Below are 23,375 nucleotides of genomic sequence, written 5' to 3' on the forward strand. Positions count from 1 at the left end.
TCACCTTGCACTTCTCTCTCTGGTCAGTCCTCACGGGATATCCTGTCTCTGGTCATTGCCTTGGTTATGGTGTTGCTGGTTACATAATACGCACGGTCTTCGCCGGAAGTCAATACTGCGCAGCAAAAAACTTAAAATCCGCTTTCCGCTTGACCGCTTAAATCTTTAATCATTCTGCTGCAACCGCAGAATTATATCCCCCGCTTCTTCCACCGTATGCGCAATATAGTCTGCTCCGGCTGCCGATAGCTCCTCCTCGGAACCATAGCCGAACAACACGCCCACTGAGGCTACACCGCAGGCTTTGGCCCCAATAATGTCATGCTCCCGGTCCCCGATCATCAGCGACTGCGAAGCAAGCAGATTATTCTCATCCAGCACATGCTGAATCACCTCTCGCTTCTTCGAGCGTGTTCCGTCCAGATTGCTGCCGGCTGCATACTTGAAGAACCTGTCCAGCTCATAATGCTGGAGGATCTGCTCAGCGAATACAATAGGCTTGGAGGTCGCGACATACAGCTCGAACCCCATGGCTCTCAAGCTCTCCAGCAGCTCAGGTATGCCCGGAATCACATGGTTCTCGAACATCCCCAGTGTCCGGTAACGCTCCCGGTAGAATTCCACCGCCTGTGCCGCTGCCTCCGCAGAGAAGCCCTGAATCTCGACAAAAGAATCATATAGCGGCGGACCTATGTATGGAATCAACAGGTCAGGATGCTCCACCTCTATGTCGAATTGGTTAAGCGCATACTCTACGCTTTTGGTAATGCCTTCCTTGGGGTCGGTCAATGTGCCGTCCAGATCAAACAAGATGTGCTTCAAGCCGTTCTTCATCTCTCCCGGATGCTCCCTTCGTGTGCAATTGCTATTTTATCATACCTTTCTTCCTGTTTATTTTCCATCCTAAGGATGCTATAATTCAGGGCAATTCGAGGAGCAGGAGGAAAAAGATGATACTACTGAATCCCGCCACAATACTTGTAGGCGACTACCGATTCGCCCCAAGAAACAATGCCGGACCTGAAGTTGTTGTATATGACAAGGAAGGCAGAGTGTATCAACTGGACGAAGACTTCACGCCTCTTGCAGTCGGACAGCTCTATAACTTGCAACCGCTTAACCTGGACTCCCTTTCGTTTCATCCTGAGCGGGAGCTGGCGGCTTTCATTATGGAGGATGCGGCAATCGGCGCAGGGGACTTTACGGGCCGCTTGCTGTGGAGCAAAGCCGGGGCGTATGAATGTGTTCTTTTCTCGCGTGATGGTGGTTTAATCTGGTCTGTAGCCAGGCTGGACGGGGAGCATCTGCGGATTTCGGTGTTCCATAGCGGGGACGGAACGTTGGCACATTCACTAGATTTGGAAGATCCGTTCGGTGACAGTGTGCTGCGGCTGATGGATATTCCAGGGGCGGAGGCTGTAACACTGGAGCTTGCTGCTGGTCAGGATGGTATATCTGTGTACGAATTATCTATTCAGCAGGACGGGTTACATAGCAGGGAGATGTTCCCGCAGGGATGTTATACTGCGCCGGCTTGGCATCCTGACGGCAGTCAGCTGTTCACCCTGGAGAATGATGCGCAGGTGTATGCCCGGTTCTCCTATCCAGCCTTGGAGCTGCTTCAGGAACAGGGCCCGCACGATGGGGACTACGAAGACGAGTGTGAGGAAGAAGACCATTATCCGGGGTATGGCATGCTCTATCTTCAGAACGGTCAAGTCATCACACAAAATACGAACGAACGCTTCTTTCTGTTTGATCCCGGAACGATGGAGCGGATTGGTGAGTGGGCTTTTACCGGATATGAGCCTGTGCCTGCGAGTGTAGTTTTCCCTTCACTGGATGATGATCCTTCCCTGTACTCCCAGCTTCAATCGTGTGAGAGAGTCGGCAGCCTGCTTATATTCAGGACCGGCTCTCTACACGAAATCCCTCATTTGCTGATGATTGAGGAAGCTGCGCTGCTGGAGACCATCGGCTCTATGCTTACCAGGCCACGCGGATAATCAGGCCCTTAGGGTCACCGACTTCCAGATAGGCTGCCTGGCCGTTCACATCGTCATACGGGAAGCCGTAAGCCAGTCCGCTGATGCTGTGATCATGCCAGAATTTCGCATAAAAGTTCGCAGGAGCCGCATTGTAATAGTTCGCTACGTTGTTCCAGTTACTGGTGGTGTAGACATGGCGGTTGATCGCAGCAGAAGTGGCGGCATCGATTAGCGAACCGTCATTGCGCAGAATATCCTGGGTGCTGTAGCTGGAATAGCCTGCGAAGTAATTCGCGTTGGCTCCGCCAGCTTTGAACGATCCATGGACTGGAGCAATAATCCGGTAAGGTGCCTGATCGGTTGCCAGCGATTTGAACGCAGACGGAACTTCATTCTGGTATTTGGTGAACAGGCCTGCCCGTGTCTCCGATTCCAGCTCGCCTACCGTCTTGTCATAGCCGCCGGACAAGCCGACCAGCCGGTGCTGGATCGGGAAGCCGAAGGCATCGACACGGGTGGTATTGCCATGATAGCCTGTAGCATCCACCGTGAATTCTACGAAGTCGAAATAAAGATTACGGTTAGGATCGGTCGGATTATCAATATCCGGTCCGGCAAAGCCATCGTCATAAGTCTTGATGTACAGCGGCGTGCCTACACTGAGGAACATGCGGCCGGAGGTGATTTTGGGCAGCGTTACCCACGAAGCCTGATTAATCGTGTGATAGATGTTGGCATAATTCACGCCGCTCTTGGTCAGATGGCCGGAAGCATTGTTCAGTGCATTCGAGATCGGAACCAGGTTGCCGCTGAGGTCCAGATAACTCCATTTGCCATTGGCCGGGTTGATGCCTAGCACCCCCCAGTAAATCTGGCTATCAGGATAAGCGCCGCCTGTTCCGTTCATGACTTTGACGGAGACTGAGCCTGCGGGCGGTGCCGGAATCGAAGAAGCAGCAATGGAATAGATGGAGCCTGAGGAGCCGGACGGCGGAGTTGTCGGCCCGGTTGTCGGTGCGGTTCCTGCCGTGTAGCTGAACCAGCCGGTGTCATATGCCGGAGTGCCGTTGTTGTAGGTGAAGAAGTAAGTGAGTACTGTGCCGCTGGCGATTCCTGTAACCACTTGTTCATAACGCGCTTTGCTGTTGTTATACGTTGAGCGGAAATTGCTTTGAGTCCCCGAATTCACCTTGTAATGGACGTCCACCCAACTGGTATTTACTGAAGATTTGAACCAGATTGTTGCCGAGGTTCCTGACAGGTCTACCCCTTGGGTAAAGTCTGCAGCGGCTGCTTTGGAATTGAACAAGGGCAGGCATGAGAGCAAAAGCACGAACGCAAGCATCGTCATTAGCCATTTTTTGGACATCCTAACATTCCTCCTGAATGATATTGGCATTTCTGTATCCGTTTACAAATCTGATTATAGTAGCTCTGGTAACTATTTAGTAGGCACAGAATTTCGGATTTCGGTTCCCATATTTTGGTTTGGTGCTGCATAAATAGCAAAAAGCCCTTAATTCCCAGATGCCTGGTCATTAAAGGCTTTTTTACGCTTCAACTTCTTATTCGCTACTCCCAATGCTGCGAAATAAAGGTATCCCGCCCGGACTGCTCGCGGTCCTCTTTATAGTGCTTCGGATTCTTCTTGTGATAGTCCTGATGATAGTCTTCTGCCGGATAGAATACCGGCGCAGCCAGAATCTCCGTCACTACCGGCTGTTCGAACCGGCCGCTAACCGCCACCTGCTCCCGGGAAGCCAGCGCAGCCAGACGCTGCTCTTCCGTATAATAGAATACCGCCGTGCGGTACTGTGTTCCCCGGTCCTGAAACTGTCCGCCGTCATCCGTCGGGTCAATCTGCGGCCAGAATAGCTCAAGCAGCCGCTCATAAGGAAATAATTCCGGGTCATAAGTGATCTGTACCACCTCATAATGGCCGGTTGTCCCTGTCTTCACCTGCTCATAGGTAGGGTTATCTACCGTTCCTCCGGCGTATCCTGATACAATTCCGTGAATGCCGGGCAGCTCTTCGAACGGTGTAACCATACACCAGAAGCAGCCTCCGGCAAACATTGCCTGTTCCATAGCCATCTTTTCACTCCCTGTTTCTCATCTGCTGGCTCTCGTTAAACCCTGTACTTGAAGATAATGCCTAATGGTCTGAAAGTCAATTTGATCGCTTACTTAACCATTCATCCATAAACTTAAGAAATAGAATATTTATTCTATTTATATTCCAAAACAAAGAGAATTAAATCTCAAATTAATTCAGAATAAAAATTCTATTTTTCATATTTTTGTCATGAAACCAGTTTTTTTATGGCCAAATTCACCATGAAATCTATCTTTTTGATACTTTATAGAGGAATACATATTCTGTTAATTGACAATTCCTTGCAGGGGATGTACTATTTCATAGAATGATTTTTCCGCTAGCGAGGTGTAATGATGGGTAAACGCGATGATATTCTTCAGGCAACCCTTGATTTGATTACTGAAGAGGGCTTACAATCTGTTACTTTTGCCAAAATATTTAAGAGAGCCAATGTCGGCTCCAGCACATTCTACCATTATTTTGAGAACAAAGAGCAATTGGTCAATGAGCTGTACCAAAAGGTCCGCATACATAAAAATGAGTTCGTCATGAACGGCTATGATCCTGGACTAACGATCTATGAGCGTGTAAAAAGTCTTCTGAAGAATACAGCCATCTACTCGCTTCACTACCCCAAAGAGGTTGATTTCACAGAGAACTATGGCTCTTCGCCCTATATTGCCGAGGATTTGCGGAACACACCTGCTCCCTCCACCTTAGAGATTTTCTCCATCATTGATGAAGGCCAGCGGCAGGGAATTATCCGGGAAATGAATGTTTGCCTGTGCTATCAGCTGATCTACGGAATATTAATTGCTGTGATCAAAGGCTATCTGGACGGAAAGTACCCGCTTAACGAGCAACAGATTCAGCAGACCATTGAAGCATGCTGGCTTGCAATTAAGCTGTAGCAGCTAACACAAATAGGGCTATCCCTTAAGCAAAGCTTTGCCTAAGAGACAGCCTCTATTCCGGCACCGGCCGATTGATGAATACTAGACCTGCGGGACCAGATTCCGGCTCCCCGAGGACTTATAGATCTCTGCAATCAGCGTGAGCGCTTTGATGCCTTCAGCACCGTCAATCCAGAACCTGCGGCCTTCACGGATATGGGCGTAGAAGTCATGAATTAACCTGGAATGCCCGCTGCCCCAGTAGGATTTCCCTCCGCTGCTGATGCTCTGCGGCTCATAGAGCAGCGTCTCCTGACCATTTTTCCACAGATAGAGGCTGTCCCGGCGCTGCTGCAAAGTCCCTTGCTCGAAGACCAGCTCCAGCTCTACCGGTGAATTAGCCTGATACGCATTGGTTCCGTAGAAGAGTCCGCGCACTTTGTTCTTGAAGCCGATACAGGCATGCGCGCTGTCTTCGACCTCAATGACATCGTTCAGTACATCAGTACTGACACTGCCTTTCACGGAATCAATGTCACCGCCGAACCATTGCAGCAGATCCAGGGTATGGATAGCCTGATTGATCAATACCCCTCCGCCTTCCGTAGTCCAACGGCCTCTCCAGGGACTGTTCGTGTAGTACTCCTCAGTCCGGGTCCAGGTCACCAGGCCCTTCATGCAGAGGAGATTGCCCAGGCTGCCGGAATCAATCACTTGTCTGATCCGCACCGAAGGTTCATTATAGCGGTTCTGGAATACTACACCCAGTTGTCCCGCAGAATGCTCCGCCGCCTCCTGCATCATGCGGGCTGAAGGCACATCCAGCGCCATGGGCTTCTCGGTTAACACATGCTTGCCGGCCTTCAGCAGCTCCACCGCCATTCCGGCATGCAGATGATGCGGCGTGCACAGATGGACGATGCTGATATCTGCTCGCTCCAGCAGCTCCCTGTAATCTGTCAGGCCTTCACATTCGTAATCCTGAGCAGACTGTGCTGCCTGAACAGGGTCACTGTCCACTACGGCTACCAGCCGCGCATTGTCGATGGAAGCAATGGCTCTGGCGTGCAGCGGGGCAATCGCCCCGCAGCCGATAATCGCTGCTCCATTAGTATTCATCTTAACCACCTTCCGATCTTCTGCTAGCTGTCCTGCACCTATTTAAGCGTATCCGGGGTCAGATTCACCGCTTGCCGCTGCGCTTCCAGACACAGCTCAGCCGCCTTGAACGCATGCTCCTGGGTCATCGCCTTCTCCGTCCGTTCCAGGCAGTCCAGAATCAGCTCACCGAAGAACGGGAAGCCGATCTTCCCGGCCACATGCTCATAATGCTCTCCCTCGCCGTCTACCCAGTAGACATGGTCCGGTGTGCTGGAGCGGCCGATATCGCTGTATTTGCGCAGTTCAATATAGCCTTCCGTACCGAGAATGATCGTCCGGCCGTCGCCCCAGGTTCCGAGTCCTGACGGAGTGAACCAGTCAACGCGAAAATACTGTGTAGCCCCGTTGTCCCCAACCAGTGTAGCATCCCCGTAATCCTCCAGCTCAGGGTAAGACGGATTGTTATAGTTGGCGACCTTGCTGTGCAGCACCTTCGCATCCCGGCAGCCCGCGTAGAAGAGAAATTGTTCAATCTGGTGGCTGCCGATGTCACAGAGAATGCCGCCGTATTTGTCACGCTGGAAGAACCATTCCGGCCGGCTTGATGCATTTAACCGGTGCGGCCCCAGCCCCATCACCTGAAGCACACGGCCAATCGCCCCCTGCTGCACCAGCTGACCGGCATAGACAGCGCTCTCTACATGCAGTCTCTCACTGTAGTACGTCATGTATTTCCGCCCCGTCTTCTCTGCCTGAAGGCGTGCTGCCGCAAGCTGCTCCAGCGAAGTGAACGGAGATTTGTCCGTGAAATAATCCTTCCCGTGTGCCATCACCCGCAGACCGAGCGGACCTCGCTCCGAAGGAACGGCCGCCGCTGCAACGAGCCGGACCTCAGGATCTTCAAGAATCTCTTCAGCAGAGCGTGCGGCTCTGACGCCGGGATACTTGTTCTGGAACGCTTTTACCTTCTCGGGGTCAGAATCGTATACCCACTTCAGCTCGGCTCCCGCTTCTACCAGCCCGTTGCACATCCCATAGATATGCCCATGATCCAGCGCCAGCGCGGCAATCACGAATTCACCCGGTCCCACCACAGGCTTCGCCTCATGTACCGGAGCATACATCATTCCATCCTTGCGGCTCATGCCTGCACCTCCAATCTGGAATGCAGATGCCGGAGGCTGATCTCCAGGCTCTCAAACGGATCACGCTGGCACACATCCTGCTCCACGATATGCCATTCCACACCCGTCTTACGGCAGGCCTCAATAATCGCTCCATAGTTCATGTTGCCTTCACCGATCTCAGCGAACACTGCCTTGCGGTTCAGAATAGTCATATCCTTGAAGTGTACAGCCTGCATTCTGCCTTTCACCTTGTGAATCCACTCTACGGGATCTCCGCCCCCGGCCTGCACCCAGTACAGATCCAGCTCGAAGCCGAAGACCTCCGGATCACTGTCCTGCAGCAGCACATCCATGCCCGTCAGACCGTCAAAACGTTCAAATTCAAAATCATGATTATGATACACAAATTGCAGGCCATGCTCTTCCTTAAGCGTACGTGCAATGCCGGAGGCCAGCTTGGCGAAGGTGCGGTAGCCCTCCTGGCTGGTCTGATATTCCGCAGGCAGTGAGCCAAGACCGATGTATTTGCAGCCCCATAGCTTATGTTCGGCGGCGAGTGCATCCAAATCATTCACCAGCCTGTCCCAGGGAACGTGTGTCGCACATATTTTCAGATTGAATTCATCTGCATATTCCTTCACCAGCTTAGGGTCCATCGGACCGATGCCGGAGATCTGGACAGCCTGGTACCCGATGCTGCTCACCTTCCGCAGGCTCTCCCGCAAGGCCTCCGGCGTCTGGGTATATTCACGCAGAGTATACATTTGGGCGGCAATCGTTGAACGATTCATTGTATTCATCCACTCCTAGTTAAGTTTGAGTTGCGTAAGAGAGTAAGGTTGGCCTAGTGGGTGCCCGATACATCCAGGGCTTTCTGGCTGACAGGCGCTTTGTGAAAAGTAGACTTCTCAACCTGCTCCATCAGCTTCTCATAGAACAGCTCACTGTTGATCGGCAGGTCTACCCAGTTATCGGTCCACGCGGACAGATACATGGCATTGGACAGGGTAAGGCCATGAATGCCCTCTTCCCCCGGGGCCAGCAGCGGCTCATCGTGCAGAATCGCATTGGTGAAGTTACGCATGATGCCCTTGTGCTGATCCCCGTCTCCGGGTGCCACCGGAATCTCGCATTTCCAGCACTCCGGTGCACCGAAGCCTCCGGTGAATTCCGCATTGAACTTCGGCTCCGGGGTGCGAAGGCGGAAGAAGGTGAGCTTGCCGTCTTCAATGACGATTTTACCGTTGTCGCCTGTAATCTCGAACCGGTTCGTCCCCGGCGCTTCCCCTGTAGTGGTGATGAACAGCCCGGTTGCGCCGTTCTCATATTCCACATAGGCAGTCACATCATCCTCAACCTCAATATTCCGGTATTTCCCGAACTGGCAAAAAGCGCGTACCCGCTTAGGCATCATCCCGGTAGTCCACTGCCAGAGGTCAAGCTGATGCGGGTCCTGGTTCAGCAGCACCCCGCCGCCTTCCCCGCCCCAGGTCGCCCGCCAGCCGCCAGAATCATAGTAACTCTGAGAGCGGTACCAATTGGTGATAATCCAGTTCGTGCGCCGGATCTCTCCCAGCTCCCCGGAGCGGATCAAGTCTCTCAGCTTCTGATAAAGCGGGTTCGTCCGCTGGTTATACATAATGCCGAACTTGCGGTCAGATTTCGCTGCGGCGTCATTCATCTCCTGGACGGCTTTGGTATAGACACCGGCAGGCTTCTCAATCAGAACATGCAGCCCGTAGCCCAGCGCTTCAATCGCCAGCGGCGGATGATCATAATGGGGGGTAGCGATCAATACAGCATCAATAGCACCAGACTTGAACAGCTCCTCCGGCGACAAAAAGCGCTGCACGCTGTCCGGCAAATGCTCCTCTGCCCAATCCAGCCGCTCAGGGCTGCTGTCGCATACCGCTGTAAGCTCAGCCCCTTTAATATCACTCAGCAGACTTTGGGCATGAGCGCGTCCCATATTGCCTACTCCGATAATTCCATATCGTACCTTATCCATCTCCCAGTCCCTTCCTGAAACAGTTTATGATATGAGGATAACCCTATTTGCCGACGGTGAACATGACTGTAATTAAGGTTTATTTGTATATAAATAAGATGTAATAGATAAATGAAAGCGTTATAATAGATTTATGTCCTTAATGGAGGAGCTCAGAGATGAATATGATTGGAAATGGCAATTTGACCGGGCGTCTGCTGCACAACCTGACGGTTACCGTTACCCATGCCCAATTAACCAGCAGATATCCGGGATGGAACCGGACGAATGAGACCCCTGCCTTCAACCGGCTCTATTATATTGATTCCGGCGAAGGCAAGGTGATTATCAATGGAGTGGACTACTACCCGAGACCCGGACAGCTGATGATTATGCCTGCCGGTTCCACCCAGACTACAGATACTTCACGTGATGATCCTTATACGCGCTACTATTGCCACTTCGATGCACAGATCGGAGAATGGCCGCTGTTTCATTCTGCGAATAAGCTCTACATCTGTGATGTGCCTGACCCGGAGGCCAGCCGGACGATGTTCGCGGAGATGATAGAATGGTTCCAGGATACCGGCTTCCTCGCCACCCTGCGGACGCAGGCTGCACTGCTTACGCTGCTGTCGCTCTGTCTGGAATCTGGAGGATACAGTAATTTCCTTGACGATCTGACGCATACAAGCGACCAGGGGAAGCTGGCAAATGTGCTGGGCTACATCGATCAACGGCTCATGCGGGCGCTGACGGTGGAGGAGCTGGCAGAACGGGTCCATCTGCATCCGAACTATTTCATTCCCTACTTCAAGAAATTCATCGGTGTTCCGCCGATGCAGTATGTCCAGCTGAAACGGATGGAGCTGGCTAAGAGACAGCTCTCCTATAGCGATTTCAGCATCTCAAGTATTGCCGAGCAGGTCGGCATGGAGCTGGCCCATTTTTCCAAGGTGTTCAAGAAGTCGACCGGCGTCTCCCCTTCTGCTTACCGGAGCAGCACGAGGTAGAATGTACCGGAAGTATCAGAACGTAATCACCCTGCGAGTGAAAAAGCTTACCTTCACGCGAACACAATGTATGTTCTTTTTCACATACATTGGTCCATATTCGCTGTAAAGGCCAATTGTAATCGGTTTTTCGATTACATTTGGCTTACGCAGCGTTCCCAGTCCAATTGTGATCGGTTTTTCGATTACATTTGGCTTACGCAGCGTTCCCAGTCCAATTGTAATCAGTTTTTCGATTACATTTGGCTTACGCAGCGCCCCCAGTCCAATTGTGATCGGTTTTTCGATTACATTTGGACTACGCTACCCACCCGGTCTAATCGCGTTTGCTCTCTGTAATAATATGTTAATCAAATGGACAGACGACGTTCTTTTTTAGGTACGCTGCTCATTTTTATGCTGGTGTTGTGCCTTGAAAGACATAGTTTCTGAACAATAAAAAAATCAGCACGCCTCTCTAGGAGACCTGCTGATTTTTTTATGCTTTTTCAAACAACGGATGCTATGGTGCACTCCCGATCTCTATTTGATCCCGAAATACGCATCCGCATTGTTGTAGCATATATTCTCAATTGTCCGGCCGATCAAGGCATAATCTCTCGGCAGGTCTCCCTCTTCCATCCACGTTCCGAACAGGTTGCAGAGAATGCGCCGGAAGTATTCATGACGCGTGAAGGAGAGGAAGCTTCGGGAGTCCGTCAGCATGCCGACAAAAGGACTGATCAGGCCGATGCTTGCGAGCGCCTTCAACTGCTGCAGCATCCCCTCCTTCTGATCATGGAACCACCAGCCGGAGCCCATCTGCACCTTGCCCTTGATGCCGGCCCCCTGAAAGTTGCCGATCGCGGTGGCGATCATCTCATATTGCGAAGGGTTCAGCGTGTAGACGATGGTCTTCGGCAGCTGTCCGCTGGCATCCAGCTCATTCAACAGCGCGTTGAGGCTTCGTGCCATATTGAAATCCAGAATTGAATCGAAGCCGCTGTCCTTGCCGAGGGTACTGAACATCCGTGCGTTGTTGTTGCGCAGCGCTCCGATATGCAGCTGCATGCTCCAGCCCCGCTCATGATAGAGTCTGCCTAATTTGATCAGCGTATGGCTCTGGAACTTCTGTTCCTCCTGCGGGCTGATCTCTTCCCCCTTGAAGGCCCGGGAGAATATGTAGGCCGCTTCATGCTCTGTGGACTGGGCATGTGGCAGCTCGCCGAAGGCCTGATCCGACAGCCGGCAGCCATGCTCATGGAAATAATCGATCCGCGCCGTCACAGCTTGGAGGAACCCAGCGTAATCGTGGATTTCAAGACCGCTCGCTTCACCAAGCAGGCCCACATATCCGGTGAAGCCTTCATCACGGATGTTCAGCACCCGGTCCGGTCTGAAGGTGGGGGCAACTACCGTCTGAAGTGCGCTATCCTTCTTAAGCTGAATGTGATGCTCCAGTGAATCAATTGGATCATCCGTTGTGCAGACCACATTGACATTGAGCTTTTTGAGAATGCCCTGCGTAGTCAGATCATCTCCCTGGAGCTGCTCATTGCAGCGTTCCCACACACTCTCTGCTGTCTCCCCGGAGAGCAGCTCGTCGATCCCGAAGTAGCGCTTCAACTCCAGATGAGTCCAGTGGTAGAGCGGATTGCCCACCATCTCCGGCAGGGAGCGCGCCCAGACCATGAATTTGTCTTTGTCCGGCGCATTCCCGGTAATTAGCTGTTCGTCGACACCCAGCCAGCGAAGCGCCCGCCACTTGTAATGGTCCCCGGATAAGGCGAGATCAGCGATATTGCGGAACCTGCGGTTACTGCTGATCTCCTGCGGATTCAGATGACTGTGGAAATCGTAAATCGGCATTGCGGCGGCATAATCGTGATACAGTCTCTGTGCACTTGAACTTAACAGCAGCCAGTCGTCATGAATAAAAGATGAGGTACTCATATTGTTCTCCTGCCTCTCGTCTATGATATTGGCGGGCTACGGATACCGTCTTGAAACGAACGGCAGACGTTTCTGCCCGTAAGCACTACCATACTACCATACTTGTATGGTAGTATGGTAGTGCTTACAATAACTATAGCAGGAGGGTTACACGATGGAATACACTATAGGTACACAAGCGCTCTCCACAAGGGACATCGTGTATCGTTCACTGAAGCATCAGATTCTGCTGCTGGAGCTGCCGCCCGGAACCGGCATTTCGGAGAAAGAGATTTCGCTGAAATTCAACGTCAGCCGCACCCCGGTCCGGGAGGCCTTCGTCCGTCTGGCCCAGGAGGGCCTGCTTGCCGTATATCCCCAGCGGGGGACGGTGGTCTCCCTGATTGATTCCGAACTCGTGGAAGAAGCCCGCTTCATGCGCGAGCATCTGGAGCGGGCGGTCATCCGGGAAGCGTGCAGCACCTTCCAGGCCAGGAATCTTATTGATCTGAAGGCCAATCTGGACAAGCAGAAGCTCTGCATAGAGGACCAGGACTATAAAGAAATGTTCATGCTGGACGAAGAGTTCCCTTCCATCATGTGATTTTCACGGGCTGCAATAAAAAGAACACCTGGGAGGTCATCCAGCAGATCAAGGTTCACCTGAACCGCAGCCGGATGCTCAAGCTCACGGCAGATCACAACTGGGAGCATCTGTACCGGCAGCATTATAGTCTATATGAAGCTATTGAGCTGCATAATATTCAGCAAGGGGATCAGATTATGCAGGAGCATATGGCCTTGACAATCGCCGACCAGGAGATGCTGATGGAGAAATATCCGCAGTATTATAAGCAAAGATCCGCAGACTGACAGAACCTGACACTAATCATACTTTCACCAAGAAGGGTTGGATCACTATGACCGAGTTGGCATTACAGCCTGCGCTGGCAGGCAAGACCGCCGTAATTACCGGAGGAGCGGGAGCGCTCTGCAGCGCCATGGCGCTGGAGCTAGCCCGCCAAGGCATGAAGGTCGCCATCCTGAACCGTACCGAGGCCAAGGGAGCGGCTCTGGCTGCACAGATCACTTCCGGCGGCGGCCAGTCCCTGGCCTTGGCCTGCGATGTTATGGATGCCGGCAGTGTCCGGCAGGCAGCGGATGAGATCTGCAAGCAGTGGGGTCCCTGCGACTTGTTGATCAATGGAGCCGGGGGGAATCAGCCTTCGGCGATTACCACCAAGGAGACCTTGGAGCCGGGAGATTTAGAGAACCCCGATATTGTCTCCTTCTTCGATCTGTCCGTGAACGGCTTCCGCACGGTCCTCGACCTCAATCTGACCGGAACATTAATTCCAACCCAAATCTTCGCCAAGCAGATGCTCGGACGCCCCGGAGCTGCGGTGATTAATATCTCCTCCATGAGCGCCGCTTCACCACTCACCAAGGTTCCGGCTTACAGCGCGGCTAAGGCAGGCATCAACAACTTCACGCAGTGGCTTGCGGTTCATCTGGCAGAATCTGGCATACGGGTGAACGCCATCGCTCCCGGCTTCTTCGTCACTGCCCAGAATGAACAGCTGCTGAAGGACCCGAAGGGTGAATTAACCGACCGTTCGCTCAAAATCATCTCCCAGACCCCGATGCGCCGCTTCGGCACACCGGAGGATCTGCTCGGCACCCTGCTCTGGCTGGCCGATGAGTGCATGTCCGGGTTCGTGACCGGGGTGACCATCCCCGTAGACGGCGGGTTTATGGCCTACTCGGGCGTGTGAGCCTGAGATATCAATAATAAAAAACCTGGACCTCAGAAAACAGGTCCAGGTTTTTGTTCAGCTGCGAAGTGACAAGGCGGATGTATGTGGAAAATCGAATAGAATAGGTACCGAGAAGCAATATGAGCCGAATGTATGTGGAAAACCGAATACATTGGGCGTGGCGGCGGCGTGTGGAACAAATGTAATCGAAAAACCGATTATATTACGCCGGATGGTGGTGTGCGGACCAAATGTAATCGAAAAACCGATTACATTGCGCCGGATGGTGGTGTGCGGACCAAATGTAATCGAAAAACCGATTACATTACGCCGGATGGTGGTGTGCGGACCAAATGTAATCGAAAAACCGATTACATTACGCCGGATGGTGGTGTGCGGAACAAATGTAATCGAAAAACCGATTACATTGCGCCGGATGGTGCCTTGCGGACCAAGTACATTGTGCTCGCAAGCAGCCATATAGACCGGATGTATGTGGAAACGAATACAATTAGTACCACGAAGGTGATTATGCCAGGCTTGTGGGGCTTAGGATGCTAAACATCCTTCACCCGCAAGGCAGGATCATCCCGTCCCCTAAGCTTCAACCAGCACTCCATCCGCCAGATGCAGCACCCGGTCGCACCAGTCCAGCATCCGTTCGTCATGAGTCACCATTACGGCGGCCTTGCCTTCGCTCCGCACCTCCTCGGCGATCATTCGTACCACTTCCCGGCCGCGGCTGTAATCCAGGCTGGCTGTAGGTTCATCCGCGAACAGAATGGCCGGCTTGTTCATCCATGCCCGGGCAATCGCCACCCGCTGCTTCTCGCCCCCCGACAGCTGTTCGGGGTAATGGTTGCGGCGTTCCCAGATCTCCAGACGCTTCAGCAGATAGGCGGCGCGCACCTTCGCTTCCTTCTGGCTGAGCTTAGCCAGCTTCGCGACATAGAGCAGCTGCTCCTCTACCTTCAGGAACGGCAGCAGCTGCGCATTTTGGAACATGAAGCCGATTTTTTTCAGCCTCAGCTCCGTTAGTGCCCCCTTGTCCTTGTCACGAAGCGATTCGCCGTCGAGCAGAATCTCTCCGCTGGTAGGCGTGAGCAGCGCACCGGCTGCGGAGAGAAATGTGCTTTTCCCGGAGCCGGATGGCCCCAGTACTGCTATGAATTCGCCCTCGTTCACCGTAAGGTCCAGATGGTTCAGAACAGTCATCGCCCCCTCCCCATCCCCGTAAGTCTTGCTTACCTGCTTCATCACTAATTTCGCACTCATGCTCCAGTCCTCCCTATCGCTTCCAAAGCATCCACTTTGGCTACTCTTGCTACCGAAATTAACGAGCCCAGCAGGGACATCCCTACGAACAGCAGACTGGTCATTGCCATCGTCTGTCCGTCCAGCTCAAACGGCATCGTGTCGGGCAGGCCCATATTCATCCCAAGCGTAAGCAGAATGCCCAGCGCCAGACTGATGACAGACAGCAGCATGACTTGACCGACTACACTCCAGGCCAGATAGGACATCTTGGTCCCCATTGCCTTCAGGATACCGAATTGGCTGGTCTTCTGGATCGTAATGACATAGAAGAATACAGCAAGAACTACTGCAGCAATCACGAACAGGAACACAATCATCATCAGCAGCGAATTCTGTTCGGCGGAGTAACCGGGAACACTGGAGATTGCCTGTTTTTGCGTAATTACCTCTATAGACTGCTGCTGATCTGCAATCTGTGCAGCTTGAGCCACCGTTACATCCAGCGCGATCACATTGTACGGGGCATTGGTATTGCCTGAGCTGTCGCCTTCCTTAACCGCTCCTTGCTTCATCGCCTGCCAGTCCAGCTGATTGATATACACCACCGGCGTATGGCTGTAGGAGCTGTCCTTCACGAAGCCGGTAACCGTCCAGCTCATGCCGGAGGCCTGATCACGGATCGTACTGCCAATGGTAACGCCGGACTGTTCCAGCTTGGAGTCTGCAACCGCGCTCCCTTGAACCTCATTGGTGAATCCGGCACCTTCCGTTACATCAGGAGCCAGCATCCCCGTCATATCTACGGCAAAAAACGTAATATCTGCCTTCACATCCGCACCGGCCGCTGTAATTGTACTGGTCTGTACCCCCAGCGGAGTCGCGTTCGCCTCTCCGGCTAACGACCGGGTAGCCGCAAGCTCCGTATCTGTTAACTGTGAACGCCTGAAGGTATGATCCGCGTCGCTCTGCACGGCAAAATAATTAGCGGGCATATTTTTCAGCGCTGAAATGTTGGCATAAGCCAGACCTCTGGCCAGTCCGGTGACGAACAGCACCAGGAACGAAACCAGCAGCATAATTACCATAATGAGGCCGTAACGCGCTTTGGAGTGCCTCATCTCCCGAATTGCCAAGAACATAGTACCACTCCTTCTAATCTGTATAATCACAGTTTATAGAGTGAAGATGAACGGAGTATGAATAAAGAATTACACTATATAGATTGAACATAGCCGCTTCCAAAACAGATGGCAGGCGCAACTGCGGTGAATATTGGACTTCCGGCCGCTGTTGTTCCCAGATTTCTTGATTTCTACCGCTCTTCGCGGTAGAAATCCGGTAACAAAGGCGTACGCTTAGCTCCTACAGTTCCAAATTCCCCTCCGTTGCTTTCATCTATTTTATGAATGACTAATCAATCTATATCGTTAGGGTAGCGGGGCAGAGAAACAGTGAACGTAGTTCCTTCCCCTACTGTGCTCGTCACCTCGATGGTTCCGCCATGCGCCTGGACGATCTTTTGGGCAATGGCCAGCCCCAGCCCGCTGCTACCCGGCTCACGGGATCGCGACTGATCCACCTTGTAGAACCGGTCGAAGATCATCGGCAGCTGCTCTGCCGGAATGCCCGCACCGTTGTCGGTCACTGTTACAATACATTGCTGGCCCTCCACTTGTGCTGCAATGCTGAGGGTCCCGCCTGTAGGAGTGTATTTGATCGCATTCGTCACCAGATTCATCCACACCTGATAGAGCAGATTGGAATCGCCCGTAAGCGTGATGTCTTCTGCATGCAGCCGTACCGCCAGCTCCTTCTCCGTAAGATGCCACTCCATTATCTGAATCACCTGCCGCAGCTGGGCGCGCAGATCGAAGCTTCTTTTCTGCAGAGCATGCTCGTCATAATCCAGTGAGGACAAGGTGAGCAGCTGCGTGCTGAGCATGGACAACCGCCGGCTCTCATCCCCGATAATGGACAGATACTCCAGACGCTGGGCTTCCGGCAGAGTACCGTCCTGGAGCGCATGGGCGAAGCCCTGAATAGAGGTTAGCGGCGACTCGATCTCATGCGAGACATTAGCGACAAACTCCTGTCTTGCCCGGTTCGTGCGCTCCAGCTCGCGGCTCATCGTCATGAAGTGGGAAGCCAGCTGGCCAATCTCGTCGCGGCGTGCGGTGTAGAGCTTGATGTCGTAGCGCCCCTTGGAGATTAGAAGCGTGGCCTCGGTCAGCCGGGTGATCGGTCGCACCACATGAAATACAGTAATCAGCATGAACCACAGGCTTAGCAGAATAATGACCCCGATAATCACGACAAAAAAGATCCGCAGCTCCCCGAACTGCACCTGGGCATCCGGACGCATGAACAAGGCATAGGTCTCCCCGTTAATATGGACCGGCACCCCAATGGAATTGCTGAGCTGGTTATCAAAAAAGCCGGTCACGAACAGCTGGCCGGGGAAATTCCCCACCCCATGGTAGATCTCGCCGGCCAGCACACTGCGCAGCGCCTCCTCCTTGAGGTCATTTTTGCGGAAAGGCAGGCCGTAGAAGCGTTCTTCCCCGTCTGCGTTGACCAGATACATCTTATACCCCAGGGATGCTGTACTCAGGAGATATTCTTCCACCGCATCCGGGTGATCCTCGATGAACTGCTGCAAACCTATGGCCATACGGGTCAGCTTAGCATCATTTTTCGGCTTGACTTGGGACTGGTAATACAGGTTAGAGACCAGAAATCCCAGCACGCTGCTGATCATAATCACCGAGCAGAAGATGATACTCATCCTTACATAGAGCGATCTCATGAGTTCACCATGTCCACTTTGTAGCCAATTCCCCGAACCGTGCGGATGGTAAAATCATTCTGATATTCGCTGAACCGCTGCCGCAGACGCTTGATATGCACATCCACCGTCCTCTCGTCCCCTTCATAGTCTGCCCCCCAGACCAGCTCAATCAGCTCACCGCGCGTGAACAGGCGTCCAGGATATTGGGCCAGCTGGGCCAGCAGCTCGAACTCCTTTACCGGCAGCAGCAGCACCTCATTTCCGTCACTGATCTCGTAATTCTTACGGTCTATCACAAGCGAATTCAGGCGAATCCGGTCATCTGAGGCGATGGAATAACGGCGGAACAAGGCCTTAATGCGAAAGAGCAGCTCCTCCGGCTCAAAAGGCTTTGTCACATAATCATCCGTGCCGTGCAGATACCCCTGCTCCTTATCGCTAAGCTGCTGACGGGCCGTCAGCAGAATGACGGGAATATCATAGTTCTCCCTTATGTATGCACACAGCTCCAATCCGTCCATATGCGGCATCATCACATCCACCACCGCCAGATCGACCGTCTGCTCCTTCATCCGTGCCGCCGCTTCCAGCCCGTCTCCGGCTTCGATTGCTTGGTATCCCTCTCTCGTAAGAACATGCCGCAGCAGCGTTCGGATATGAACATCGTCGTCGGCTACCAGTATCTTTTTCAACTTACATACGCTCCCTCCGGCTTGCCTGATTAATGTCATCATACTAGCAACAAACGTTACTTAAGACAATAGGACTCCACCCCAACGAGCTCTACTAGTACATAATCAGCTTTAAAACGGTAAGAATGAACATCGAGTTAATATTTGGCTGATACCGCACCCTTTACCGACTTTAAGTAGGTAATTGTATTTCCTGCAATAGAAAACGCATTACTGACCGAAAAATGAGATTCTATTGTATTTCATACAGTCTAATGTTGTGTTTTGGGTGAAAAATGGCCTTTTTTCAACATTCCATTGTACGGAATACAATAGATTGTAATTCGAAGCCTTTTTTTACGTATTCTATTGTACAAACTACAGTTGCTATCGTTCCAGCGCCTACAGCATCTGTATAACTGCTGCGGGAATGAGGCGCTGGCTCGTTAGTGGGCGTTGTTCTTCAGGGGCGTTTGGCTTGGCGTAACGGACTGAGGTGCTCTTCTTTGGGAAGAACGTCGCCAATTGGGCGAGTAACGGACTCCACAGGCTTTATCCTTTGCACTTCAGCTCCGAAACGTCTCATAGAGAGACTCTAAGGTCCACTGAGTCCGTTACGCTGCAAAAAGTGGCGTTTTCGCGGGGATAAGATCTCGCTGGTCCGTTAGATTTGGGGTGGATAGGGTTTAACAAGCTTATCCATCCTTTTTAATCTGATGCTGTGTTAGCCCACTACGTTCTACACTATAAAATACAAAATACTGTCCCTCAGCGGGGTGGCCGGTCTGCCCATAAGCCGCTCCAAATCCCCGGAGGTGGAAGCCGTATCCAGCTTGCGGAGCCAAGTATAGATCCAGTGCTGTACACTCGCGTCCTGAACATGTACAACAGGCTTCCCGGCAACCGCAGTCAACACTTCAGCCAGAACTGCGAAATCCCAGGTTCGGGAAGCAGCCAGCTCATACACCTGATTGCCGGACTCTCCACTGCCAAGCACAGCAGCCGTAGCCAGAGCCAGGTCTGCGCGTGTTACCGAATTGAACCTCCAGTCTCCCGGCGCTGTTGCCAGCTGTCCAGTGGAGATAGCCTCCTTCAGGCCAAGTACTCCTACGAAATCCATATACAATCCGTTACGCAAAAAAGTATAGCCCATACCGGACTCTATGATTGCCTGCTCCGTCAGAGTATGCACATTCCCTGGCGTACTCCGATCCGTACTGTGCTGCGGAAAAGCAAAACCCGTATAAAGCAGATGCCGGACCCCGCCTCGCTTCGCTGCATCAATAACACGCTTATGCTGGGCGAGACGTACATCGTCGTCTGTATGCGAACTGGAAATCAGCAGCAGCCGGGAAATTCCGTGGAAGGCTTCATCCAGTGTTTCCGGCAGGTCGTAATCCACCTTGCGGACTTCTATTTCCGGCTCCAAGAAAAGAGGCGCTTGCTCCATCCTGCGGACCCCGGCAACGATCTGCCGGGCCGGCAGGCGCTGACTTAACTGTTCAATAATCAGACGTCCCAGCTGACCAGTGGCCCCTGTAATCATGATTTTCATAAGTAATTCCTCCTCAATCTTATCGGGTTCGGGTAACGAATAATTGCCAGTTCTGCTAGCCTTGTTCCCGGCCCAGCTTATTCAGCAGCTCCAGCAGCAGGTGCAGCTCCGGCTCATCTAGCCGCTTCATTACCGCCGCAACCGCTTCCCGGTTCCCCGGCAGCTGTTCCATCAGCAGTCGCTTACCTGCTTCGGTCAGCGAAATGACGGTCTTACGGCCATCCTGTGCATGAGCCGCCCGCGTAATATAGCCATCCTTCTCCAGCGGAGTCAGCAGCAGGCTGATATTGGCTTTGGTTACCGCGATTCGCTCAGCAAGCAGTGAGGGAAGGATCGATCCCCCGTGCTTCGCAATCTCAACCAGAACGCGAATTCTTGCCCCGTTCAGCCCCTGCGCCTGCCAGTATTTCTCGGAGACGGCCACCGTGCCGGCTGTCGCTCCCACCAAGGCGAAGAAGACCCTATTTTCCAGCGGCAGCTCAAGCACAACCTTTTGTAAATCATCCATTTGTTAATTTCAGCTCCATTTAGTTAATGGCTTAACTATATTTACAGATAGATTATCTGATCCTGTCAGGATTGTCAAAAGAAAACGCACAGCTCCTCCGTAACGAAACAAAACCCCCTATCCTTCTTAAGGAAGGCAGAGGGTTCGATACGCCGCATGCGGGTTTCCGTTAAATTAAAATAGGCTTAGCCGTAGGAGAGACCTTGTCTTCACCATAGCTCATGCTGCCATCCAGCACTAGCTCCAGCTTAATCAGCTCCGAGCGGCTGGCCAGCCGGATCGGCGGTCCCCAGGTTCCGTAGCCGGACGAGACGATGACATGCAGCTTGTTTTTGAGCAGATAACCCCAATCCAGTTCGAACAGGCGCCGGGTAATCCAGTGATTCGGTGCAATCTGCCCCCGGTGGGTATGACCCGACAGCAGCACATCCACTCCAGCCTCAGAAGCGATGCCGAAGCCTGTCGGCTGATGATCCATCATCAGGATCGGCTTGCTGCGGTCAAGTCCCGTAAGTAGGTCTTCCACGCTTAGCCGTCCACCTGTCTCCATAGCTTCAGCAGTCTTGTCTTTGCGCCCGGCCACGTAGACTCCCGAAGTCTCTACCACTTCATCCTGTAGCACCTGAATGCCGACACTCCGCATAACCTCCGTATACTGCGCAATCGATCCGCCGTAGTATTCGTGATTGCCCAGCACAGCGTAGACCCCATAACGTGCCTTCAGCTGCTTCAGCTGCTGCTCCATTCCATTGCGGAGAAAAGGCTCAATGCTGTCATCCAGCACATCTCCGGCCAGCAGAATGATATCCGGGTTCATCGCGTTCATCTCCCTGACCATTCTGCGCAGATGGCGGTTGCCGACAATGTTGCCCAGATGGAGGTCGGAGGCTACAGCTACCGTCAGTGGAACGCTGGTTCCGATGGATTTGTCCACCTTAAGCCGGTGGGTCCGCACCACAGTACTCCAGGCATTGCGCGATCCCCAGATCAGGAAGACGGCGAGCAATACCAGCACTGTAGTCCCGGCTTCAGTCACGAATGCGGACAGATTCGCGCCTGCGAGCGCCAGCACACCATAGAGCAGATCGGTCAGCGGCAGCATGATCACGGCGAACTCCATACAAGCCAGATAATATGAGCCGATCACCTTGAACAACCTGCCTACCGGTCTGAGCGCCTGCGGCAGCGGCACCCGTCCAATCATATAAGAGAAGGAAATGACAAGAAAGACAGTCCAATACGCAGCAGTATTTATCCCCGGCAGCCATGCCTGGAGCAATACGGACAGATGCCATCCAATGTAGACATTCACCAGTCCAAGCACCAGCACCATGACCGCAGCCCCGGCCAGCATCCGCATGTTTTTCAATTCATCCCACTCCCTTAAAGTAAGTTTCTATCTTATCCACTTCAAATCATAACACAAAGTATTCACCAGGTATAAACTGTGCCGCCGACCTGTGATAAACCTGAGTGCTTCCCCTTGGAAAAAAGAAAGACAGCCCTGCGGCTGCCGTTGATGAATACTTAAATCAGGAATGCATAACTGCAATTTGTACAACTATATCGCCCGATTTGCCACCAAATCTCTGTTTAGCTGTATTTCGTGCAATTAAAATGCCTATTTATCAGGAGCTTCACCCATCCGGGCAGATTTAGTTGTACAGACTACAGTTAGAAGGGAATTGCCTTCCGTTTCACTGTTTTTAGTTGTATCAAATACACTAATCCCTGAATATTCACATCGAACGCAGTTTCAAACCTTACTGCTTGTTGAACTAGCCTCATTACTTGCAGCGTCCTGGCTCAGGAACTCCAGCGTGTCCATGGCTTTTTTCAGCATCGGCTCTTTCTCTATCAGCGCTTCTACCATTCTCAGTCTGGTTTCGCCCAGCCGTCCCCCGGCTCCGTCCGGATGCAGCGGTTCTCCCCACAGTAGGCCATCCCCCTCGTATCTGGGAAGCACATGCATGTGGTAGTGGGTCAGATCGTTGAATTTACCGCCATCGGCAATGATTCTAATCCCGTCCGGCTGATATAGACGTTTGAACAGCGCGGAGAGCTTCTGTGAAGCGTCCATAACGGCATGAGCAGTTTCCGCATCCATCTCATCGACGTCCCAATAGTGCTTTTTCGGCAGAATCAGAGTATGGCCTTCATTGAAGGGATCGATATCGAGTACACAGGTGATATATTCATTCGCATAGACGATATTAAGGCCGGGTTCTATTCCATTTGCAATTCTACATCCGAGGCAATCCACTTTGGTCTTCTCCCCTTTAGACCGCCCGGTTCCCCTTGGCAGCGATGCATTCACCGATTAGCTTGTCGCATTTGTGAATATGATTGATCAGCCAGTCTGTGAGCGTGCGGTTCAGCTTGATTGTGGATAATACGGATACCCCTTTGCTCTTAACCGTCTCCTCCAGCTCCAACACTGTCTGCACGAACTCTGCGTGCGTCTTCTGATGCTCCGTCAGCTCCGGGAAGTCGATATCCTTCATCAGCTGCTCTTCACTGCCGAAATGCTCCACGGTATAGTCCTTGAGGAACTTCAGCGTTTCTTCGATCTTTTCTTTGCCCTGCTGGTTGCTGCAAGCTTCAAAAAAATCATTCAGCTTCACAAGCAGCTGCCTGTGCTGGCAGTCAATCTTCTCTACACCGATATCATACGAATCTTTCCAGCTAATCATAGGCTCACCCTGTCCTTTGCCATAAACA

At 52.4% G+C, this 23,375-nt stretch carries 24 protein-coding genes; 7 read left to right on the forward strand and 17 right to left on the reverse strand.

The annotated features are described in order from the left end of the window. Window positions 1–165: 165 nt before the first annotated feature. Window positions 166–834, reverse strand: coding sequence for an HAD family hydrolase (locus NSU18_RS04400; protein ID WP_341148350.1), 669 nt, complete (start codon window positions 832–834; stop codon window positions 166–168). 116 nt (window positions 835–950) lie between these two features. Here NSU18_RS04400 and NSU18_RS04405 point away from each other — a divergent pair, with 116 nt between their 5' ends. Then, the gene (locus NSU18_RS04405) at window positions 951–2,006 is read left to right on the forward strand and encodes a hypothetical protein (protein ID WP_341148351.1); all 1,056 of its coding nucleotides are present in this window, start codon (window positions 951–953) and stop codon (window positions 2,004–2,006) included. Here the strand turns inward: NSU18_RS04405 and NSU18_RS04410 are convergent. Both NSU18_RS04410 and msrA read right to left on the reverse strand, forming a co-directional pair. Next, a complete protein-coding gene (locus NSU18_RS04410; RefSeq protein ID WP_341021662.1) occupies window positions 1,987–3,357 on the reverse strand; it encodes a glycoside hydrolase family 64 protein in 1,371 nt (456 codons plus the stop codon). The genes NSU18_RS04405 and NSU18_RS04410 overlap by 20 nt on opposite strands. Window positions 3,358–3,560: 203 nt before the next feature. Beyond that, window positions 3,561–4,076, reverse strand: coding sequence for a peptide-methionine (S)-S-oxide reductase MsrA (gene msrA, locus NSU18_RS04415; RefSeq protein ID WP_341023316.1), 516 nt, complete (start codon window positions 4,074–4,076; stop codon window positions 3,561–3,563). A 363-nt stretch (window positions 4,077–4,439) separates the two neighbouring features. Here msrA and NSU18_RS04420 point away from each other — a divergent pair, with 363 nt between their 5' ends. Then, window positions 4,440–4,997 carry a TetR/AcrR family transcriptional regulator gene (locus tag NSU18_RS04420; RefSeq protein ID WP_341148352.1) on the forward strand — a complete coding sequence of 186 codons (558 nt, stop codon included), beginning with the start codon at window positions 4,440–4,442 and terminating at the stop codon, window positions 4,995–4,997. Between the two features lie 84 nt (window positions 4,998–5,081). Here the strand turns inward: NSU18_RS04420 and NSU18_RS04425 are convergent, their stop codons facing one another. From NSU18_RS04425 to NSU18_RS04440, 4 genes are read right to left on the reverse strand one after another with little or no spacing between them, the layout of a single operon-like run. Continuing rightward, window positions 5,082–6,098, reverse strand: a complete 1,017-nt coding sequence (locus tag NSU18_RS04425; protein WP_341021660.1) for a Gfo/Idh/MocA family protein — start codon at window positions 6,096–6,098, stop codon at window positions 5,082–5,084. Window positions 6,099–6,136: 38 nt separating this feature from the next. Beyond that, complete coding sequence (locus NSU18_RS04430) at window positions 6,137–7,225, reverse strand: Gfo/Idh/MocA family protein (protein WP_341148353.1); 1,089 nt, start codon at window positions 7,223–7,225, stop codon at window positions 6,137–6,139. Further along, window positions 7,222–7,998 (reverse strand): sugar phosphate isomerase/epimerase family protein, encoded by a 777-nt coding sequence (locus NSU18_RS04435; protein ID WP_341021657.1) that lies wholly within the window; start codon window positions 7,996–7,998, stop codon window positions 7,222–7,224. The genes NSU18_RS04430 and NSU18_RS04435 overlap by 4 nt, the downstream gene beginning before the upstream one ends. A 53-nt stretch (window positions 7,999–8,051) precedes the next feature. Next, window positions 8,052–9,215, reverse strand: a complete 1,164-nt coding sequence (locus NSU18_RS04440; protein ID WP_341021656.1) for a Gfo/Idh/MocA family protein — start codon at window positions 9,213–9,215, stop codon at window positions 8,052–8,054. 158 nt (window positions 9,216–9,373) lie between these two features. Between NSU18_RS04440 and NSU18_RS04445 the strand changes: the two genes are divergently transcribed. Continuing rightward, complete coding sequence (locus tag NSU18_RS04445) at window positions 9,374–10,207, forward strand: AraC family transcriptional regulator (protein WP_341148354.1); 834 nt, start codon at window positions 9,374–9,376, stop codon at window positions 10,205–10,207. A 522-nt stretch (window positions 10,208–10,729) separates the two neighbouring features. On the opposite strand, the gene uxaC is transcribed toward NSU18_RS04445, so the two are convergent. Then, complete coding sequence (gene uxaC, locus NSU18_RS04450; RefSeq protein WP_341021654.1) at window positions 10,730–12,139, reverse strand: glucuronate isomerase; 1,410 nt, start codon at window positions 12,137–12,139, stop codon at window positions 10,730–10,732. A 154-nt stretch (window positions 12,140–12,293) separates the two neighbouring features. Between uxaC and NSU18_RS32350 the strand changes: the two genes are divergently transcribed. From NSU18_RS32350 to NSU18_RS04465, 4 genes are all read left to right on the forward strand, one after another. Next, the gene (locus NSU18_RS32350) at window positions 12,294–12,722 is read left to right on the forward strand and encodes a GntR family transcriptional regulator (protein WP_445321788.1); all 429 of its coding nucleotides are present in this window, start codon (window positions 12,294–12,296) and stop codon (window positions 12,720–12,722) included. After that, a complete protein-coding gene (locus NSU18_RS32355; RefSeq protein ID WP_445321789.1) occupies window positions 12,719–12,991 on the forward strand; it encodes an FCD domain-containing protein in 273 nt (90 codons plus the stop codon). Before NSU18_RS32350 ends, NSU18_RS32355 begins: the two co-directional genes overlap by 4 nt. 47 nt (window positions 12,992–13,038) lie before the next feature. Continuing rightward, the gene (locus tag NSU18_RS04460) at window positions 13,039–13,893 is read left to right on the forward strand and encodes an SDR family oxidoreductase (protein WP_341021651.1); all 855 of its coding nucleotides are present in this window, start codon (window positions 13,039–13,041) and stop codon (window positions 13,891–13,893) included. A gap of 135 nt (window positions 13,894–14,028) precedes the next feature. Continuing rightward, window positions 14,029–14,436, forward strand: a complete 408-nt coding sequence (locus NSU18_RS04465) for a hypothetical protein (protein WP_341021649.1) — start codon at window positions 14,029–14,031, stop codon at window positions 14,434–14,436. Window positions 14,437–14,472: 36 nt separating this feature from the next. Here NSU18_RS04465 and NSU18_RS04470 read toward each other — a convergent pair whose 3' ends face one another. The 9 genes from NSU18_RS04470 to NSU18_RS04510 form a co-directional block, all read right to left on the reverse strand. Continuing rightward, window positions 14,473–15,150: an ABC transporter ATP-binding protein gene (locus tag NSU18_RS04470; RefSeq protein ID WP_341021647.1), complete on the reverse strand. Its 678-nt coding sequence runs from the start codon at window positions 15,148–15,150 to the stop codon at window positions 14,473–14,475. Next, window positions 15,147–16,271 (reverse strand): ABC transporter permease, encoded by a 1,125-nt coding sequence (locus NSU18_RS04475; RefSeq protein WP_341148355.1) that lies wholly within the window; start codon window positions 16,269–16,271, stop codon window positions 15,147–15,149. The genes NSU18_RS04470 and NSU18_RS04475 overlap by 4 nt, the downstream gene beginning before the upstream one ends. 275 nt (window positions 16,272–16,546) lie before the next feature. Next, window positions 16,547–17,938 carry a sensor histidine kinase gene (locus tag NSU18_RS04480; RefSeq protein ID WP_341148356.1) on the reverse strand — a complete coding sequence of 464 codons (1,392 nt, stop codon included), beginning with the start codon at window positions 17,936–17,938 and terminating at the stop codon, window positions 16,547–16,549. Then, window positions 17,935–18,612, reverse strand: coding sequence for a response regulator transcription factor (locus NSU18_RS04485; RefSeq protein ID WP_341021641.1), 678 nt, complete (start codon window positions 18,610–18,612; stop codon window positions 17,935–17,937). Before NSU18_RS04485 ends, NSU18_RS04480 begins: the two co-directional genes overlap by 4 nt. 718 nt (window positions 18,613–19,330) lie before the next feature. Then, a complete protein-coding gene (locus NSU18_RS04490; RefSeq protein ID WP_341021639.1) occupies window positions 19,331–20,146 on the reverse strand; it encodes an SDR family oxidoreductase in 816 nt (271 codons plus the stop codon). Between the two features lie 55 nt (window positions 20,147–20,201). Beyond that, on the reverse strand, window positions 20,202–20,654 hold the full coding sequence (locus NSU18_RS04495) for a MarR family winged helix-turn-helix transcriptional regulator (RefSeq protein ID WP_341021638.1): 453 nt from the start codon (window positions 20,652–20,654) through the stop codon (window positions 20,202–20,204). A gap of 169 nt (window positions 20,655–20,823) precedes the next feature. Next, complete coding sequence (locus NSU18_RS04500; RefSeq protein WP_341023312.1) at window positions 20,824–22,014, reverse strand: metallophosphoesterase; 1,191 nt, start codon at window positions 22,012–22,014, stop codon at window positions 20,824–20,826. Window positions 22,015–22,410: 396 nt separating this feature from the next. Beyond that, window positions 22,411–22,917: an HIT family protein gene (locus NSU18_RS04505; protein WP_341021637.1), complete on the reverse strand. Its 507-nt coding sequence runs from the start codon at window positions 22,915–22,917 to the stop codon at window positions 22,411–22,413. A 16-nt stretch (window positions 22,918–22,933) separates the two neighbouring features. Continuing rightward, the gene (locus NSU18_RS04510) at window positions 22,934–23,347 is read right to left on the reverse strand and encodes a bacteriohemerythrin (RefSeq protein WP_341021636.1); all 414 of its coding nucleotides are present in this window, start codon (window positions 23,345–23,347) and stop codon (window positions 22,934–22,936) included. Between the last annotated feature and the right edge of the window lie 28 nt (window positions 23,348–23,375).

The organism is Paenibacillus sp. FSL H8-0048 (genome assembly GCF_038002825.1).
GTDB lineage: Bacteria > Bacillota > Bacilli > Paenibacillales > Paenibacillaceae > Paenibacillus_AQ.

What these genes read in the sequence shown, in the direction of transcription:
- NSU18_RS04500 (WP_341023312.1), bottom strand. Translation starts at nt 22,014, where the DNA reads ATGCGGATGCTGGCCGGGGCTGCGGTCATGGTGCTGGTGCTTGGACTG.
- NSU18_RS04475 (WP_341148355.1), bottom strand. Translation starts at nt 16,271, where the DNA reads ATGTTCTTGGCAATTCGGGAGATGAGGCACTCCAAAGCGCGTTACGGC.
- NSU18_RS04445 (WP_341148354.1), top strand. Translation starts at nt 9,374, where the DNA reads ATGAATATGATTGGAAATGGCAATTTGACCGGGCGTCTGCTGCACAAC.
- NSU18_RS04430 (WP_341148353.1), bottom strand. Translation starts at nt 7,225, where the DNA reads ATGAGCCGCAAGGATGGAATGATGTATGCTCCGGTACATGAGGCGAAG.
- NSU18_RS04435 (WP_341021657.1), bottom strand. Translation starts at nt 7,998, where the DNA reads ATGAATCGTTCAACGATTGCCGCCCAAATGTATACTCTGCGTGAATAT.
- NSU18_RS04420 (WP_341148352.1), top strand. Translation starts at nt 4,440, where the DNA reads ATGGGTAAACGCGATGATATTCTTCAGGCAACCCTTGATTTGATTACT.
- NSU18_RS04440 (WP_341021656.1), bottom strand. Translation starts at nt 9,215, where the DNA reads ATGGATAAGGTACGATATGGAATTATCGGAGTAGGCAATATGGGACGC.
- NSU18_RS04425 (WP_341021660.1), bottom strand. Translation starts at nt 6,098, where the DNA reads ATGAATACTAATGGAGCAGCGATTATCGGCTGCGGGGCGATTGCCCCG.
- NSU18_RS04495 (WP_341021638.1), bottom strand. Translation starts at nt 20,654, where the DNA reads ATGGATGATTTACAAAAGGTTGTGCTTGAGCTGCCGCTGGAAAATAGG.
- NSU18_RS04410 (WP_341021662.1), bottom strand. Translation starts at nt 3,357, where the DNA reads ATGTCCAAAAAATGGCTAATGACGATGCTTGCGTTCGTGCTTTTGCTC.
- NSU18_RS04405 (WP_341148351.1), top strand. Translation starts at nt 951, where the DNA reads ATGATACTACTGAATCCCGCCACAATACTTGTAGGCGACTACCGATTC.
- NSU18_RS04510 (WP_341021636.1), bottom strand. Translation starts at nt 23,347, where the DNA reads ATGATTAGCTGGAAAGATTCGTATGATATCGGTGTAGAGAAGATTGAC.
- NSU18_RS04460 (WP_341021651.1), top strand. Translation starts at nt 13,039, where the DNA reads ATGACCGAGTTGGCATTACAGCCTGCGCTGGCAGGCAAGACCGCCGTA.
- uxaC (WP_341021654.1), bottom strand. Translation starts at nt 12,139, where the DNA reads ATGAGTACCTCATCTTTTATTCATGACGACTGGCTGCTGTTAAGTTCA.
- NSU18_RS04400 (WP_341148350.1), bottom strand. Translation starts at nt 834, where the DNA reads ATGAAGAACGGCTTGAAGCACATCTTGTTTGATCTGGACGGCACATTG.
- msrA (WP_341023316.1), bottom strand. Translation starts at nt 4,076, where the DNA reads ATGGAACAGGCAATGTTTGCCGGAGGCTGCTTCTGGTGTATGGTTACA.
- NSU18_RS04465 (WP_341021649.1), top strand. Translation starts at nt 14,029, where the DNA reads ATGTGGAAAACCGAATACATTGGGCGTGGCGGCGGCGTGTGGAACAAA.
- NSU18_RS04470 (WP_341021647.1), bottom strand. Translation starts at nt 15,150, where the DNA reads ATGAGTGCGAAATTAGTGATGAAGCAGGTAAGCAAGACTTACGGGGAT.
- NSU18_RS04480 (WP_341148356.1), bottom strand. Translation starts at nt 17,938, where the DNA reads ATGAGATCGCTCTATGTAAGGATGAGTATCATCTTCTGCTCGGTGATT.
- NSU18_RS04490 (WP_341021639.1), bottom strand. Translation starts at nt 20,146, where the DNA reads ATGAAAATCATGATTACAGGGGCCACTGGTCAGCTGGGACGTCTGATT.
- NSU18_RS32350 (WP_445321788.1), top strand. Translation starts at nt 12,294, where the DNA reads ATGGAATACACTATAGGTACACAAGCGCTCTCCACAAGGGACATCGTG.